The organism is Dietzia timorensis, from assembly GCF_001659785.1.
Classification (GTDB): domain Bacteria; phylum Actinomycetota; class Actinomycetes; order Mycobacteriales; family Mycobacteriaceae; genus Dietzia; species Dietzia timorensis.
Genome location: NZ_CP015961.1, coordinates 2,732,742 through 2,747,114 on the forward strand (window position 1 = coordinate 2,732,742; position 14,373 = coordinate 2,747,114).

Annotated in this window: 13 protein-coding genes; 8 read left to right on the forward strand and 5 right to left on the reverse strand. The window is 67.1% G+C overall.

The genetic code is table 11. From position 1 onward, the window contains the following. The first annotated feature begins 10 nt into the window (after nucleotides 1-10). Together BJL86_RS17425 and BJL86_RS12680 are read left to right on the forward strand one after the other, a co-directional pair. Complete coding sequence (locus BJL86_RS17425) at nucleotides 11-442, forward strand: hypothetical protein (protein ID WP_075844999.1); 432 nt, start codon at nucleotides 11-13, stop codon at nucleotides 440-442. A gap of 109 nt (nucleotides 443-551) precedes the next feature. After that, entirely contained in the window at nucleotides 552-1,424 is an 873-nt protein-coding gene (locus tag BJL86_RS12680) for a DAPG hydrolase family protein (protein WP_075845000.1), read from the forward strand. 21 nt (nucleotides 1,425-1,445) lie between these two features. Here BJL86_RS12680 and BJL86_RS12685 read toward each other — a convergent pair whose 3' ends face one another. Then, nucleotides 1,446-2,525, reverse strand: a complete 1,080-nt coding sequence (locus tag BJL86_RS12685; RefSeq protein ID WP_075845175.1) for an o-succinylbenzoate synthase — start codon at nucleotides 2,523-2,525, stop codon at nucleotides 1,446-1,448. 113 nt (nucleotides 2,526-2,638) lie between these two features. Here BJL86_RS12685 and BJL86_RS12690 point away from each other — a divergent pair, with 113 nt between their 5' ends. From BJL86_RS12690 to BJL86_RS12710, 5 genes are all read left to right on the forward strand, one after another. Then, nucleotides 2,639-3,604, forward strand: coding sequence for a 1,4-dihydroxy-2-naphthoyl-CoA synthase (locus BJL86_RS12690; protein WP_075845001.1), 966 nt, complete (start codon nucleotides 2,639-2,641; stop codon nucleotides 3,602-3,604). 142 nt (nucleotides 3,605-3,746) lie between these two features. Further along, a complete protein-coding gene (locus BJL86_RS12695; protein WP_075845002.1) occupies nucleotides 3,747-4,205 on the forward strand; it encodes a DUF3349 domain-containing protein in 459 nt (152 codons plus the stop codon). 67 nt (nucleotides 4,206-4,272) lie between these two features. Next, nucleotides 4,273-5,430 carry an o-succinylbenzoate--CoA ligase gene (gene menE / locus BJL86_RS12700; RefSeq protein ID WP_156896128.1) on the forward strand — a complete coding sequence of 386 codons (1,158 nt, stop codon included), beginning with the start codon at nucleotides 4,273-4,275 and terminating at the stop codon, nucleotides 5,428-5,430. A gap of 8 nt (nucleotides 5,431-5,438) precedes the next feature. Then, nucleotides 5,439-6,428: a 1,4-dihydroxy-2-naphthoate polyprenyltransferase gene (locus tag BJL86_RS12705; protein WP_257787268.1), complete on the forward strand. Its 990-nt coding sequence runs from the start codon at nucleotides 5,439-5,441 to the stop codon at nucleotides 6,426-6,428. Between the two features lie 232 nt (nucleotides 6,429-6,660). Continuing rightward, a complete protein-coding gene (locus tag BJL86_RS12710) occupies nucleotides 6,661-7,626 on the forward strand; it encodes a hypothetical protein (RefSeq protein ID WP_075845004.1) in 966 nt (321 codons plus the stop codon). A 144-nt stretch (nucleotides 7,627-7,770) separates the two neighbouring features. Here the strand turns inward: BJL86_RS12710 and BJL86_RS12715 are convergent, their stop codons facing one another. From BJL86_RS12715 to BJL86_RS12730, 4 genes are all read right to left on the reverse strand, one after another. Then, complete coding sequence (locus BJL86_RS12715; RefSeq protein ID WP_067476590.1) at nucleotides 7,771-8,415, reverse strand: putative Ig domain-containing protein; 645 nt, start codon at nucleotides 8,413-8,415, stop codon at nucleotides 7,771-7,773. Between the two features lie 341 nt (nucleotides 8,416-8,756). Next, nucleotides 8,757-9,818, reverse strand: coding sequence for a putative Ig domain-containing protein (locus BJL86_RS12720; RefSeq protein WP_067476592.1), 1,062 nt, complete (start codon nucleotides 9,816-9,818; stop codon nucleotides 8,757-8,759). Between the two features lie 420 nt (nucleotides 9,819-10,238). Continuing rightward, nucleotides 10,239-10,829, reverse strand: a complete 591-nt coding sequence (locus BJL86_RS12725) for a hypothetical protein (protein ID WP_067476593.1) — start codon at nucleotides 10,827-10,829, stop codon at nucleotides 10,239-10,241. A gap of 491 nt (nucleotides 10,830-11,320) precedes the next feature. Further along, nucleotides 11,321-12,631 carry an ICP22 family protein gene (locus BJL86_RS12730; protein ID WP_067476594.1) on the reverse strand — a complete coding sequence of 437 codons (1,311 nt, stop codon included), beginning with the start codon at nucleotides 12,629-12,631 and terminating at the stop codon, nucleotides 11,321-11,323. 542 nt (nucleotides 12,632-13,173) lie between these two features. Here BJL86_RS12730 and BJL86_RS12735 point away from each other — a divergent pair. Beyond that, complete coding sequence (locus BJL86_RS12735) at nucleotides 13,174-14,361, forward strand: hypothetical protein (RefSeq protein ID WP_067476595.1); 1,188 nt, start codon at nucleotides 13,174-13,176, stop codon at nucleotides 14,359-14,361. Nucleotides 14,362-14,373: the final 12 nt, after the last annotated feature.

The window sequence follows — 14,373 nt, forward strand, 5'->3', positions numbered from 1 at the left end:
CCATTCACCTATGACGTCGGACGCAGCTTCCGCCTCGGGCCCGGCGACCTCACCTGCGCGAACCCCCGTGCGGTGGTCGGGCCGCAAGACGGCCGTCGGCGCGGCGCTCGCGATCGGTATCGCGGCGGGCAGCGGGGTCGCCGCGGCGCAGGCGATCCCCCAGGGCTCCCTGAGCTTCGGCGGGCAGCACGGCTTCGGACACGGCGGACCGGGGTTCCCGGGCGGCGAGGGGTTCCCGGGCGGCGAGGGGTTCCCGGGCGCACAAGACGGCCAGGGCAAGCCCGGCATGCAGGGCTCGCAGGACTATCAGATTGGCCAGGATCCTGGCCAGCAGCCGAGTCCGCGCTCGGTGCCGGGAAACAACGCCTCGCCGGACGCCATCCTCCCCTCACGCCCCGAGGACGACGGCGCCACAGGCAACGGGACCACCAGGGACATCTGATCTCGCCACTTCAGCGGCCGACCATACGCGCCAAAATGAGTACGTTGGCCATGTAACGGGCGCCCGCTGCCCGCCCCGCAAGGATCGTTCGTGAGGAAGACGTGCGCCCATGATCCCGGTGACCTACTACCCGACATCCACGCAGCGCCAGTTGCAGAAGAACCGCGAGTTGGTGGCCGATAAGCCCTACGCCCATTTCTTCCGCGAGGACATGTGGCTGCGCGAAGAGGCGCTCCCCGCCCTCAAGGCGCCGATGGACCCGGCGCTCGCCCTGCGCACCACGAGCTCCGACCTCAACCGTCTGCTCGAGCCCGGCTACCACGAGGTCGAGACCGGATACTGCGCGCTGCCGGACGGCACCGGATACACCACGAGCCTCACCATTTTTCCCGGCGCCACGGCGGAGATGCTCCGCTGGTGGTTCTGGTGGCATTCGGTGGAGGCCGCCCGCTACACGCTGTGGTTCCCGTGGAATCACGTGAGCGCGCTCGCGCAGAACCGCGACGTGCTCACCGCACCGGGCCTCACCGACGAACAGCGCTACATCGGCAACACCCACAACATAGACGAATACATCGGCGCCGACCTGCAGAAGATCGCGATCAGCTTCGTCGACCCGGGCGAGCTCGGCATCGACGCCGCGGCAATGCCCGCCGCCGGCATCCACGCGAGCGCCTGCGGCCACGTCTACCTGCGCCGACCCTGGCTATACTCGGCGACGATGGTCCACCTCGTCCGCGACACCGACGAAGGTTTCGAGCTTCGCTCGCGCTACCGGCTCGGGGACCGAATCTCCCTCGGACGCGGCAACCGCGCGCTCGACCTCGACCGGCTCGCCGGCACGCTCGGTCTCAAGGCCCGCCTCGCCGGTGGGCGGCTCGCCTACGAGCAGCTTCTCCACGATCAGATCGAAATCACTCACCTCGCGGGCATCCTCCCCGGCCTCTACGCAGAATTCGGGCCGGGCAAGAACTCCGAATAACGGCGCGCACCGCGGCGTTCGCTACGCCCCAGTGGCTTCCGCCGCGAGCACCTCGTAGCAGCGCTGCAGCCGCGCGATCCACCAGTCCCTCCGCTCTCCGGAGGCGGCCAGCGCACCCAGACGTGCGGGATCGGGTTCGGTCATGACGGCAGAGAGCGTTCCATCCACCAGCTCCCTTGGCTCGGCGACGTCCTCTTCGAAGAGCCCGCCTGTGCCGAGCCCGCATGCGGGGATGGTCCCGTCGGCGCCCGCGGGAAGCGCGGCCGCCGCGGCAAGACCGGCACCCATGCCGACGGCGGTGTCGAGGGCGCTGGAGACCGTCACGTCGAGGCCGAGTTCCCGCAGCGAGGCTGCAACCGAGAGCAGCCGGCGCGGCCCGCCGAGCGGCGGCGCCTTCACCACGGCGCGGTCCGCTCCCCCGGCGTGCGCGACGAGCAGCGGGTCCTCGGCGCGACGGATGGACTCGTCCGCGGCGACTGCGATCGCGCCGCCGGCGACCGTCCCGCCGACGATGTCCCCGCGCTCGGCGCCCGCCGCGATCTCGCCCCGCAGCTGGGCGAGCTCCGGCACCGTCGCGCACGGCTGCTCCATGTACTCGAACTGCCCGCCGGCGTCGGCGACGACGCGTCCGAGCACCCGCGCCGCCTCGTACGCCTCCGCAACGGTCCACGCACGGTTGGCGTCCACCCGGACCAAGGCGCCGGGGATCGCGGCCAGCGCCGCGGACACACGCGCGGCGTCGTCATCCAGCGTGGACGGGGTGCTCGGTGAGGGCCCCACCTTGACCTTGACGGTCCGGCACCCGGGGAACAGGTCGAGGATGCCCGCGACCTCGGCGGGCGGAAACGACGGCACCGTCGCGTTGACCGGCACCCGCTCGCGCAGCGGCTGCGGCGGCCCCTGCCACGCCATTTCGAGCGCCGAGGCGAGCCACGCGGCGGCCTCGGCGTCGCCGTATTCGGCGAACGGCGCGAACTCGCCCCAGCCCGCGGGGCCCTCGACCAGCAAAGCCTCACGCTGGGTGACGTCGCGGAAGCGCACCCGCATGGGCAGCGACACGACCCGCGCGCGGTCGACGATCTCGTCGAGCGCAGGCAGCATGCCCGCGCAGCCCACGCCGTTCCCGCTGCCGTCCCCAAGCCCGCAGCCCGGGTTCGCATGGTTATCGATAGCTCCGTCCATGGACTCCACGCTAGTTCGCTAACGTGGCAGCCATGACCAGCGCATCACAGACCAGCGGCAACCCCTTCGACCCGAGCCAGTGGCGCACGGTGCCGGGCTTCGAGGACCTCACCGACCTCACCTACCACCGCCACGTCGGCACGGAACGCAAGGACGGGACGGTGCGCATCGCGTTCGACCGCCCGGAGGTGCGTAACGCGTTCCGCCCGCACACGGTCGACGAGCTCTACCGCGTGTTCGACCACGCTCGCCGCTCGCCGGACGTCGGCACCGTGCTGTTCACCGGGAACGGGCCGTCGGAAAAGGACGGCGGCTGGGCGTTCTGCTCCGGCGGCGACCAGAGAATCCGCGGTCGCTCGGGCTACCAGTACGCGACCGAGCACGACGGCGATGTTGCCGCGGCGACTGCCGACAAGGTCGATGAAGCACGCGTCAAGGCCGAGGGCGGGCGGCTGCACATCCTCGAGGTGCAGCGACTCATCCGCACGATGCCGAAGGTCGTCATCTGCCTCGTCAACGGTTGGGCCGCGGGCGGCGGTCATTCGCTGCACGTGGTGTGCGACATGACCCTCGCCTCCCGCGAGCACGCCCGGTTCAAGCAGACCGACGCCGATGTGGGCTCGTTCGACGCCGGCTACGGCTCGGCGTACCTGGCCAAGCAGGTCGGCCAGAAGTTCGCCCGCGAGATCTTCTTCCTCGGCCGCACCTACAACGCGGAGAAGATGCACCAGATGGGCGCGGTCAACGAGGTCGCCGACCACGCCGAGCTGGAGAACGTCGCGCTCGAGTGGGCGCGCGCCATCAACTCCAAGTCCCCGACGGCGCAGCGGATGCTCAAGTTCGCGTTCAATCTCACCGACGACGGGCTCATGGGCCAGCAGGTGTTCGCCGGGGAGGCGACGCGCCTGGCGTACATGACCGATGAGGCGGTCGAGGGCCGCGATTCCTTCCTTGAGAAGCGGGCTCCGAACTGGGACGAATTCCCTTATTACTACTAACCATTCCCAGCACGGCGGAAAGGCTCCAGGGACGCATCACCTACCGGCCTTGACCAGCGCGTTCACTCCCGTCACACGAGGTTTCGCGATTTGTTCTGCCAATCGCGGCACAAGGGCACGCTTTCTGGCTACTGTAATTCTCGTGGCACTACGGGCGTATCTCGCGCGGGTCCGGAATTGGCTCGGCGCGCACGGCAACCGCGGCTCCGAGGATGCACAGTCCTCCGAGACCGCGCGCCCAGCCGCGTCCGCCGCCGCGCGGCCCTCGGCTCCAGCCGGCGCCACCGGTCCCCACCCCGAGGATCTGCCCCAACCGTCGGCCGGTGGTTTGAAGCGCGTTCTCCACGACACCGAGATCGCCGAGATCGCCGACAACCTCATCACCTCCGGCCAGGTGCAGCCGACGCGCGCCGATGTCGCGGTGGCGATCACCAAGCTCATCAACGAGCTGCCCGGTGAGCGCGATATGGAGCTCGTCCGCCAGCATCTCGAGGCGGCCGGTTTCCCGCCGCTGTGGGGAGACGAGGACGAGGCGCCGGGCACGCCGCCGAAGCCGGGCCCGGACCCGGATCCCGCGGGCAAGGACGGCCGCGATCGCTAGCCCATTCCTGCGCACGCTCCCCATCGGGGACGGGCCCGCGGCCCGAGCGGCGTTTGACGACCTCCGCATGCTTATCGACGGCGCCGGCCCTGCTCTCCTGCCCGTGCCCGCCTCCGATGCGGCGCGGCGGCGGATCCTCGTCGACGCTCTTCGCCCGGACGACGCACCCGCGGCGCAGGACCAGGCGCCCGAGGACCTCGCGCGCCCCGCGGACCTGGCACCTCTCGGCGACGACACTGCTCTCGTCGTCGCCACCTCCGGATCCACGGGCACCCCGAAGGGCGCGATGCTGTCCGCCTCCGCGCTCAACGCCTCGGCCGTGGCCACCGAGGAGCGTCTCGCTGGGCCCGGTCGCTGGTTGCTCGCGTTGCCGGCCCACCACATCGCCGGACTCCAGGTGGTTCTGCGCTCCCTGCTCGCCGGAGCCGAACCGCACGTCCTCGACGTCTCCGCCGGTTTCGACCCGCTCTCCCTGCCCGGCGCGGTCCGCTCCCTCGAGGCCGCCGCCGGCGACCGCCCGCTCTACACGTCGCTGATTCCCGGCCAGCTCCGCAAAGTCCTCAACCATTCGAGCGCCTCCCCCGCTGCCGCGCTCGCCCGCTTCCACACCGTTCTCCTCGGTGGTGCGGCAACCGAGCCGGAGCTCCTCGACCGCGCCGCCGCCGCGGGCATACACGTGGTCCGCACCTACGGATCCAGTGAGACCGCAGGCGGCTGTGTCTACGACGGCGTCCCGCTCGCGGGCACCGAGGTCGAGATCGACGACGACTCCCGCGTCTGGCTCGGCGGCCCGACCGTCGCCGCGGGCTACCGCAACGCCCCCGGGCACGAGGCGTTCTCGCGCCCGGGCTGGTTCCGCACCGAAGATGCGGGGAGCTTCGCCGATGACGGCGGACTTCGCATCCTCGGGCGTCTCGACACCGCGGTGTCCGTCGGCGGGCTCACGATCGTCCCGCAGGTCGTCGAGGCCGCGCTCATGGCGCACCCCGCGATCTCCGAGGCCGTGGTGGTCGGCGTGCCCGATGCCCGCCTCGGCCACCGCCTCGCCGCGGCCATCGTCCCCGCGCCCTCGGTGAGCGTCCCTCCTCCCGCCGAACTCTCGTCCTGGGTGCGCGAGCGCCTCGGCCGCCATTCCGAACCGGCGACGTACGACGTCATGGCCGAACTGCCGGTTCTGGCGAACGGCAAGGCAGATCGCAAGGAAATCGAGCGCAGGGTGAGATAATGGTTCACGTGAGTGAACCCAACGGACGCGACCATCACCCCGGCGCCGCAGCAGGCGACGACTCCTCCTCCGGCGCAGCTTCCTCGGCCACCGGCAACGAACCGGTCCCCGGCGGCGCCACCGTCGCGCAGTGGATCTCCGGCGCGCGACCCCGCACGTGGCCGAACGCCTTCGCGCCGGTCATCGCCGGTTCGGCCGTCGCCGCGTTCGCCGGCGAGTTCGTGTGTTGGAAGGCGCTGCTCGCGGCGCTGGTCGCGTGGTCATTCATCATCGGCGTCAACTACGCCAACGACTACTCCGACGGCATCCGCGGCACCGACGACGACCGCGTCGGACCGCTGCGCCTCACCGGTTCGGGTATCGCCCGCCCGGCGTCGGTCAAGCGCGCGGCGTTCATGGCGCTCGGCACGGGCGCGGTCGCGGGTATCGCGCTGTCGCTGACCAGCGCGTGGTGGCTCATCGTCATCGGTGCGCTGTGCATCGCGGCGGCGTGGTTCTATACCGGCGGCGACAACCCCTACGGCTACCGCGGGCTCGGCGAGGTCGCGGTGTTCGTGTTCTTCGGCCTCGTCGCCGTGCTGGGCACCGAGTTCGTCCAGACCGGGTCGATCTCGTGGTTCGCGCTGCCGGTGGCGATCGCGGTCGGCTCGCTTTCGTGCACCGTCAACCTCGTCAACAATCTGCGCGACATTCCCTCGGACGCAGAGACCGGCAAGATCACCCTTGCCGTGCGGCTCGGCGACCCGCGCACTCGTGGCCTGTGCGCGCTGCTCGGCATCTTCATCCCCCCACTCATGACAGCGGTCCTCGCCTTCGCCACGCCGTGGGCGTTGCTCGGCATCCTTGCCCTGCCGGTCGCGTGGTCGGCGAACGCGCCGGTCCGCACGCGCGCGATGGGCGCCGACCTCGTGCCCGCGATCGGCAAGTCCGGCATGGCCATGCTGGCGTGGGCCGTGGCCACGGCGGCCGGCCTCGCCATCGCCGCCCTCCTGGGCTGAGGTCCTCCCGCGGCCTGCCGCCGCTCCGGCACCCTTCGCGCCACGATTTCGCCATTCGTTCCTCCGCCACCACTCTGGACGCCTTTTTGTATCGATAAACGCCCGTCAGGGAACTCATTTTCGGCGTTTATCGATACAAAAGGGCGTCCAGTTGGCACCACCCTCGCCCACGTCGCCACTCCACGGCCGGAAGCGCCCCCTACGCGCTCCCCGCGCTATCGATAATTCACTCGTGCACCATGCTCCGAAAAACAGTCCCGCCCTCCCGTTCAACATCGTCTCGCTAGCCGAAACCGAGATGCTGGGTGTCAGTCGCTACCGGAGACTGAACATGATCCGCTCGGGCCGGTGGATGGAGCCGTCCCGCGGCCTCATTTGCACCGAAGCGCTCAATAGCATCGACCAGGCAACCTTTCACCGCGAATGGGCACGGGCCGAGATCATCCGTCGCGGTTCACGGCATGTCGCTTCCGTATGGTCTGCTGCGCGAATCTGGGGGCTTCCCGACTACGTGACTCCGACTCCCGTCACCGAACTTTCGCTCACTACCGATTCCGGGAGGAACACCAGATCAAAGCGGGTTGGCTCGGTGCGCATTCTGGAGGCACCACTTCCGGATTCGGCGAAAACGACTTGCGACGGGATCCCCGTCACGACATTGGCGAGGACGGTCGCCGACTGCGCAAGACGATTGAGCTTCGAAGACGCAGTCGTCATCATCGAATCTGCCTTGAATAGCAAACGCGGCCGAGATTTCGACACATCGCACCGGCTGCGCGACGAGATTCGCGACGAGCTCAATGCTTTTGCCCGTGCCCACGGGTCCGTTCGTGCTCGCGCGGCGCTCGACTTCGCTTCGTCGTTATCGGAGTCGGTGTTCGAGTCTCGGAGCCGCGTGTTCTTCGAGGTCCACCGTATTCCTCAACCTCGGCAACAAGTGGAGTTCGGCGACGAGAACGGCACGCGGGCACGCGGCGACTTCGTGTGGGAATTGCAAAAGGTTGTGGGTGAGGCAGATGGCTACGCCAAAACAGGAAATCTGCCGACCGATTCGGAACGAAGACGCAGGTGGAAGCGAGACAAGGAACGGGATCTCTACCTCAACAGCCTCGGCTATCGGGTTATCCACTGGACTTGGGACGATCTTCGCCGCCCACTCGAGCTAGCGGCAACGTTGCGCCGCGTCCTCGCGCTCTAACTGCCTCCGGCTCCCTCCCGGGCAACGAAAGTGCGGCAAAGGTACGAATAGTAGCTTCGACAAATTAAGACCTGGGGCCCGGTCTGTGACCAGGCCCCAGGTGTGTTGGTCTGTCCGTACGGGACGAAGGGACCAGACGTGAACCTACTTGCCGAGCGAGCCGGCGGGAACCTGGGCCCACATGTCCTTGAGCCCCTGGTTGATGTTGTTGATGGAGTCGCGGATAAAGGTCTTCACCTCGGGCGGCAGCGGCATCGTGTCGACGACGGCGGGGTCAATGCCCGGTGCCGGTGCGCCGCCACCATTACCACCGGTATTTCCTCCGCCACCGGTGTTGCCGCCGCCATTGTTTCCACCGCCGCCGTTTCCGGGAACGGCCTTACCGGTGATCGTCACGGTGGTCGACTCGGTGCGGACTGGGATGCCACCGATGTACGCCGTTGCCGACGGGTGGTAGGTGCCGGGGGTGGTCGGGGTGCCGTGGATGGCCGTGGTCGCGGAGTCGTAGGACAGCCCCGGGGGAAGGCCCTGGAAACGGAGCACGGTGCCCGGGGGCAGATCGACGTGGTCGCTGACTCGGTGCGACATAGGCTTGCCGGCCTCGAAGCTCAGTTTCGGGAGCGCGGTGTTCGCGATATCGGCTACGACCACGGGCTGAGCGTTGTCGCTCTCGGGCGCGGGCAGCGATGCGGCGCCGAAACCGAGGGCAGCGAGCCCTGAGAGTGCGAACGCTGCGCCGGTGACGCGGCGGATCCGTCGAGCGGACATACGGGCGGAGGTCTTGGACATCACTGTGCTTTCTGCTCTGCGGGTACAAACTGCCCGGTCCCCTGTGCTCGGCAAGCGACGGCACTTAAGCGAGAACTAATTCCCGACTTAATTGAGGCCCAAACGCCTTCTCACGATACCGCCTTTGCCCCATTTTGCCTTGGTTGAAATCACACCTATCAGCCCGTATACGCAGCACAACGTCCGCTGCCTGCATAGACAGGAACAAAGAAATTGGAACTTAGATGAGCGAAACACGCATTCCAGACATCGAAATCGCCAAAGGGCGGGCGAATTCGGTGAGGAATTCGCCCGCCCTTTTCTCGGCACGAGACCCGGAGGTCTATGCCGGTGCGCGTCGTTTAGCCGCGGCCGTTGTTGACCTCAGGTCCCGGCGCCTTCGGCGCCTCCGTCTTCGGGGCCGGCTTCTTGGCGTTACCGGTCGTGCTGCCGGTGCTGCCCGTGTCGTTGCCACCGTTGGTGGTGCTGCCGTTGGAGCCGAGGTTGACTGCCATGCCCGGCGCCGAGGAGCCTGCACCGAGCGCGCCTGCAGCGGCAAGGCCGAGGAGCAGCGCGCCGGAGATCGTCAGGAAGGGAACAAAGTCGGAGATAGATCCGCCGGGAACGGTGGAGCCACTCGACTGGATCGCGACCTCGCCGGTGCCTTCGCCGTCGATCTCACCTTCGGTGGGGGTCTCCGGGGTCTCGACGTCACCGGTCGAACCGGTGGCACCCTCGATCAGAGCCTGCACGTCGATCGGCAGGGAGCCGGTCGTGCCCTCGGTGTTGCCGTTGCCCTCGACGTCGATGAGCGAACCGGTGGTGTCCGGGTTCTCGTCGCCGGGGACCTCGCCGCCGGCGTTGCCGGTCGAGTTGGCGGCAGCTTCACCCGAGAGGCCGAGCGAGCCGAGCACGGCGGTGACGGCTCCGGACAGCGGGTTGTCGCTGCCGAGCGAACCGGTGGCGACAGTCCCGTCCCCCTCGGTACCGATCGAGATATCCGCTTCAGCAGTCTGATCGCCTGCGGTCACGACGATGGTGAAGCTGCCGCTCTTGGTCGGAATTCCCTCGATCGTCTTCGTTTCTTCGTTGAAGTTCAGTCCTTCGGGAAGACCGGTAACGGAAATCTCGCTGGCCTCGAGAATCCAGCTGTACTGGCCGGACACATCGAACAGGCTCTGGAGCGGGATCGAAACGGCCTGGCCCACAGTGCCATTGGTGTCTGCGGCACCGTCAGCGCCGGCACCAGCCTCGAATGAGGACGCGGTGGACTGTGTGAGGGCGACATTGTCACCGTCGCTGATCGGATTGACAGCGACGAGCGTGCCAGCGGCAAGCGCGACAACGGCGGTGGCGGACAGAGGGACGAAGTACCGGCCTCGGGTCGTGGCACGACCCCGAGAGCGGACGAAGCGAGCTCGCATGATGTGCGTGTTCCTTCCGGTGATGAGGTCTGTGAGGCAGCAGGTGTGTGCGAAGCAGATCGGATGATCAACCCCCTGCGGCAAGACACCCCGCCGCAGCAACATTCACCACTCTAGTCACATCAGTAACACAAGCACAACAATTAACATTGATCTATTTTTGTCACATCCGTAACATTTGATGCCTGAGCTGGGCCTTTCATATAAACCGGAGCTGAACAAAATTGCCCCCGCGGGGGAATTTCGCCCAGCCCCGTTAAGGCAGCGTCGACGACACACCGCCGTGACGGCGTGCCAGCAATGCAGTCCAGGCACAAAAACGGCCGCCTCCCCCTGGACAAAAAGGGGAAGGCGGCCGCTCTATTTACAAGGCGACTTCAGACGCCGCCGACGCCCGCCCGAAGGCGGGCGGAAAACCAACTAGGAGCCCAGCGAGAGGGAACCGCCGGCAGTGGGAACCTCGGAGGTGGTGGCCTCGGCGTCGTCACCCTCGGTGTCGTCACCCTCGGCACCCTCATCATCGCCCTCGGCGTCGTCATCCTCGGCCGGGGTGGTGGTCTCGGTGGTGGACTCCTCCGTGGTCTCCGGAACCTCGGTCATCTCGCCACCGAGGAGCACGGAGCAGATCGGCCCCTCGAGCGAACCGACGCCCAGCTCGGAGATGTTGATCCCGGCAGTCTCGAGCGGGTTGTCGATCGTGTCGAGACCCTTGATCAGGATGTTCTTCACGAAGCCGGGGATCGAAAGACCGGCGTACGGAAGGAGCGCGTCGACGGAGCCGCCGAGCGAGGGGAGCTCGCAGGACTTCTCGGCCGGGTCGGCGCTGATGCCGTCGAGCGAGCCACCGCCGAGCGAACCCTCTTCGCCGGTCACGGACTCGGTGTTCAGCGAACCGTTTGCCGGCGCCTCGGCCTCCTGCGCGGCGGCGAACGGCGCGATGCCGGCGGTGAGCGCGGCAGCAGCAGCAATAGCGAGGCCTGCGCGACGAACGTTCAAGCGATTTTCGCTCATGGGTGGTCCTTCCAAGGATCAGGTATTTCGGAGTATGCGACCGCCACAAGATCTGCCCGTGGGCGGCGCACGAAGTGCGTACACACGTCAATCAACTGTGGCGCGGCTCGCACTTATCTTAACCTGTCTAAGCCAAATCACAGTAGTTCGTGACCACAAATACATAACCACAAACGAACAAGCCCGACCGATCCCGTCGAAGGCTATCCTCATTACCACTGATCAAGGCCCCATTTCTGGAACTTCTCGCCGTTACGTCCCGGCAGGTTTCACTCCCCGGTTACCAACCCGTCACCGCGAGTTCGACACAAACCTTAACACCGCTTACTTCATGACGTCGGACCCCACATACCCAAAGCCCCTTCTTATCTCGCCCGTAGCGGAGGAACGAGAATCCGCCCAACGCCGAAATCGCCACGTGCCCGGCGCGCTCGAGTCGTGTTCTCGAACGTGCCGGGCACGTGGCGCGGGTATAGCCGGGCTTACACCACCTAGCGAGTGCCGTCGGCCGGGCTCCCCACCTGCTCCATGATTCCGCTGGCAAGCTGCATGAGCTCGATCAACTGGGTACCGTCGCCACCGAGAAGCGAGTCGAGGGTGGTGGTTCCGCCGGCAGCCTGCGCACCGGCAGCCTGAGCGCCCGCGGTCTGCGCGTCAGCGCCCTCGCCCTGCTGGGCGTCTGCAAAGCCTGCCGCGCTCTCCAACAGCGAGCCAGTCGCCCCGCCCGCATCGCACACGGAGCCGTTCCCGGAGGACGCGGTGTTGAGCACGGTCGGCAGCAGCGAGCCGAGAACCGAGGTGATGATGGACGTGATCATCCCGGAATCGTCCTGCTCGCCCACGACAACCGGCAGGAACTTCTCCAGCCCCGCGGTCAGGTCGCCGGTCTCGCACTCTTCAACGCCGTCCTCGCCGCCGGTGGACCCCTCAAGCGATCCGGAGCCGCCGAGCATGCCGTCGGTCAACGAACCGGCCGCCTCGTCGAGATCGATCTCGGTGCCCTCGTCGACCTCGGTATCAGTGCCATCCTCGCCAAAGGCCTCATCCTCGGTCGGGAACTCCGGGCTGGAGGTCTCCTGTGAGTCGTCGGTCGCGGTTTCGGAGTCCGACTCGGAGTCCGTTGTGGTCGCAGGCGTCGACGACGGAGTCGAGGACTGATCGTCCGAAGCGCCCGACTCGGCGTCGGTCTTGTCATTTGTCTTGTCGGCCTCGGACGACGGAGTCGTGGTCGTCGTAGCCGACTCCGAGTCGTTGCCCGACTCCGCGTCCTTCGACTCGGTCTTATCCCCGGCCCCCGTCGTCGGCTCCGACTCGCCCGGCTTCTCCGACTCACCGGACTTCTCGCCCTCGGCGCCGTCCGTACCGCCCTCGGCACCCTTCTCGGTGTCGGTCTTCGGCGCGTTGGGCTCCTCGCCGTTCGGCGCGGCCACCATGAGCTGCACCTCCTGCGTGGAGGTCTGTCCGCCCGAGTTCACCTCGACACGCACGTTGTAGAGGCCGGACTCGGTCGGCGTACCCGTGATGTTCCAGCCATCTTGCTTGAGCCCCTCGGGAAGCCCATTGAGCTTGAGGGTCGTTCCCTCGGGAACCTCTTGCCCGATCTGGGCCTCGACGAGCTTCTTCAAGTCGATGTTCACCTCTTGCCCCTGCACGAGGGCGGCGCCCTCTGCCTGGACGAGGTGGACGTCGTCGGTGGAGACATCGGGAGTGGTCGCGACGAATCCGACGCCGGCCACGAGCGCGACCGAGGCGGCGGCGCCGACGAGGGCAGTGCGGAGACGAGGCGTGGTACGACCGCGCATGAGGTGTTCCTTTACGTTGCGAGATATCGGACAGCTGGGGATATCGGTGTCTTTTGGGGCATCGGACGTGGCGTGTCCGAAAGGAGCGGCCGGTCGAAACCCTTACCGGTTCCGGCGCTCCCCTGGGGTTCGTCGTTATGAATACCCCAACGTTCGGTAACTCTAATCACAGCTTTCACATTTGTCACTAACGCAACACTAGAAACAGCAACTCCGACGTCATAAATAACGATTTTCGCTTCCGGCTGCGCGATGTGGCGCTCGCCACGTGAGACACCCCACCGAATTTATGACGTCGGACGTACCGCGCCCGCACGTCGATCAGCGCGCCCCTCCCGGCTCGTGAACGCTTTCGGGGCTGCCCACTATTTCCGCCGTGCCACCTGGCAATTCGCGAAGTACGATCAAGGCGAGGTTGGAAACGCCCGCGCACCCGGCCCCTCCCGGGATTCCCTGAAAATCGTTTGGGGCACCTGCTGAGGGTTCGGCAAATTTACGCGCCCCGGGTAGACCTATGGTTTCGAACTTGCAACACTATTGTTATGAACTTTCGTCGGATATTGCTCACTGGTGCAGCGCTCGGCTCGGCCGCGGCGCTTACTGCGGCATGCTCGAATTCCGACGATGTCGTCCTCACCATTCCCACGACCGATTCGGCCGTGACGGGTAATGACCCAGGTCAGCAGGGCGGCGAACGCAGCCACGCCGAAGACGACGGCCGATTCATCGCCCGCTGCTCCACCGAGGCCGATGGCGATGGCTTCGCCGGACAGACCTTCTTCACCGACGGTTCGTCCGATTTCTCCGATTACTGCCTGCAGCGTTTCTATAGCGGCGTCCAACCCGCGCCGGGTGCGGTGTACGTGCCTCGCGAGAACCGGGATAATCCCAGCCGCGAATCCGAGCAGCCGGCCGAGGGCGGTTCGGGTCAGCAATCCGGGGGCGGACAATCGCGGCCGCAGCAGGTGCCCACCGACGGACAGGTGCTTGCCGAGGGGCAGAGCAACCGGAACCAGAACATCACCGAGGGCACCGGGGGTCAGCAGACTCAGACCGACCAGGGACGTTCCGGAGTGGGCGGTGAGCAGAGCCGCCCCGATAATTTCGGCGCAGCCAACGCCGGCTCACCGAACGCCGGCGAGGGCAACAACGGCGGGAACCAGGCCGGCAATAACGGCGGTAATAACACCGGCGGCAACAACCAGGGCGGCAATGACCAGGGTGGCAACAACCAGGGTGGCGGCAACAACGGCGGCGACAACGCCGAGGGCGGCACCCAGCCGACCACTCCTACCCAGCCGACCACGCCGGGCCAGGGCGGCAACAACAACGACGAGGACGACACCACGGTGCCCGGGCTTCCCGGCGTGACGCTGCCGTCACTGCCCAGCACACCGGAGTCGCCGACGCAGCAGCCGAGCACGCCGGAGACCACCGGCGGGCAGCAGGGCCAGACGACCCAGCCGACGCAAACTGGCCAGCAAGGCGGACAGACTCAGAACCAGACGCCCTCGCAGACCCAGTCGCCGCAGGGTACCGGTTCGACCGAGCAGCAAACGCCGACTCAAACGCAGCCGCAGCAACAGCCGCAGGGCACGATCGAGGACACCTCCGCGCCTTCGAACAACAGCGTGGGCGGATTCGGCGGCTCCGAGTTCCCGCAGTTCCCCCAGTTCCCGCCGCTCCAGGTGCCGAACGTCGGCGAGATGCTCGGCGAGCTCTCGTCCTAGCGGACATCTGGA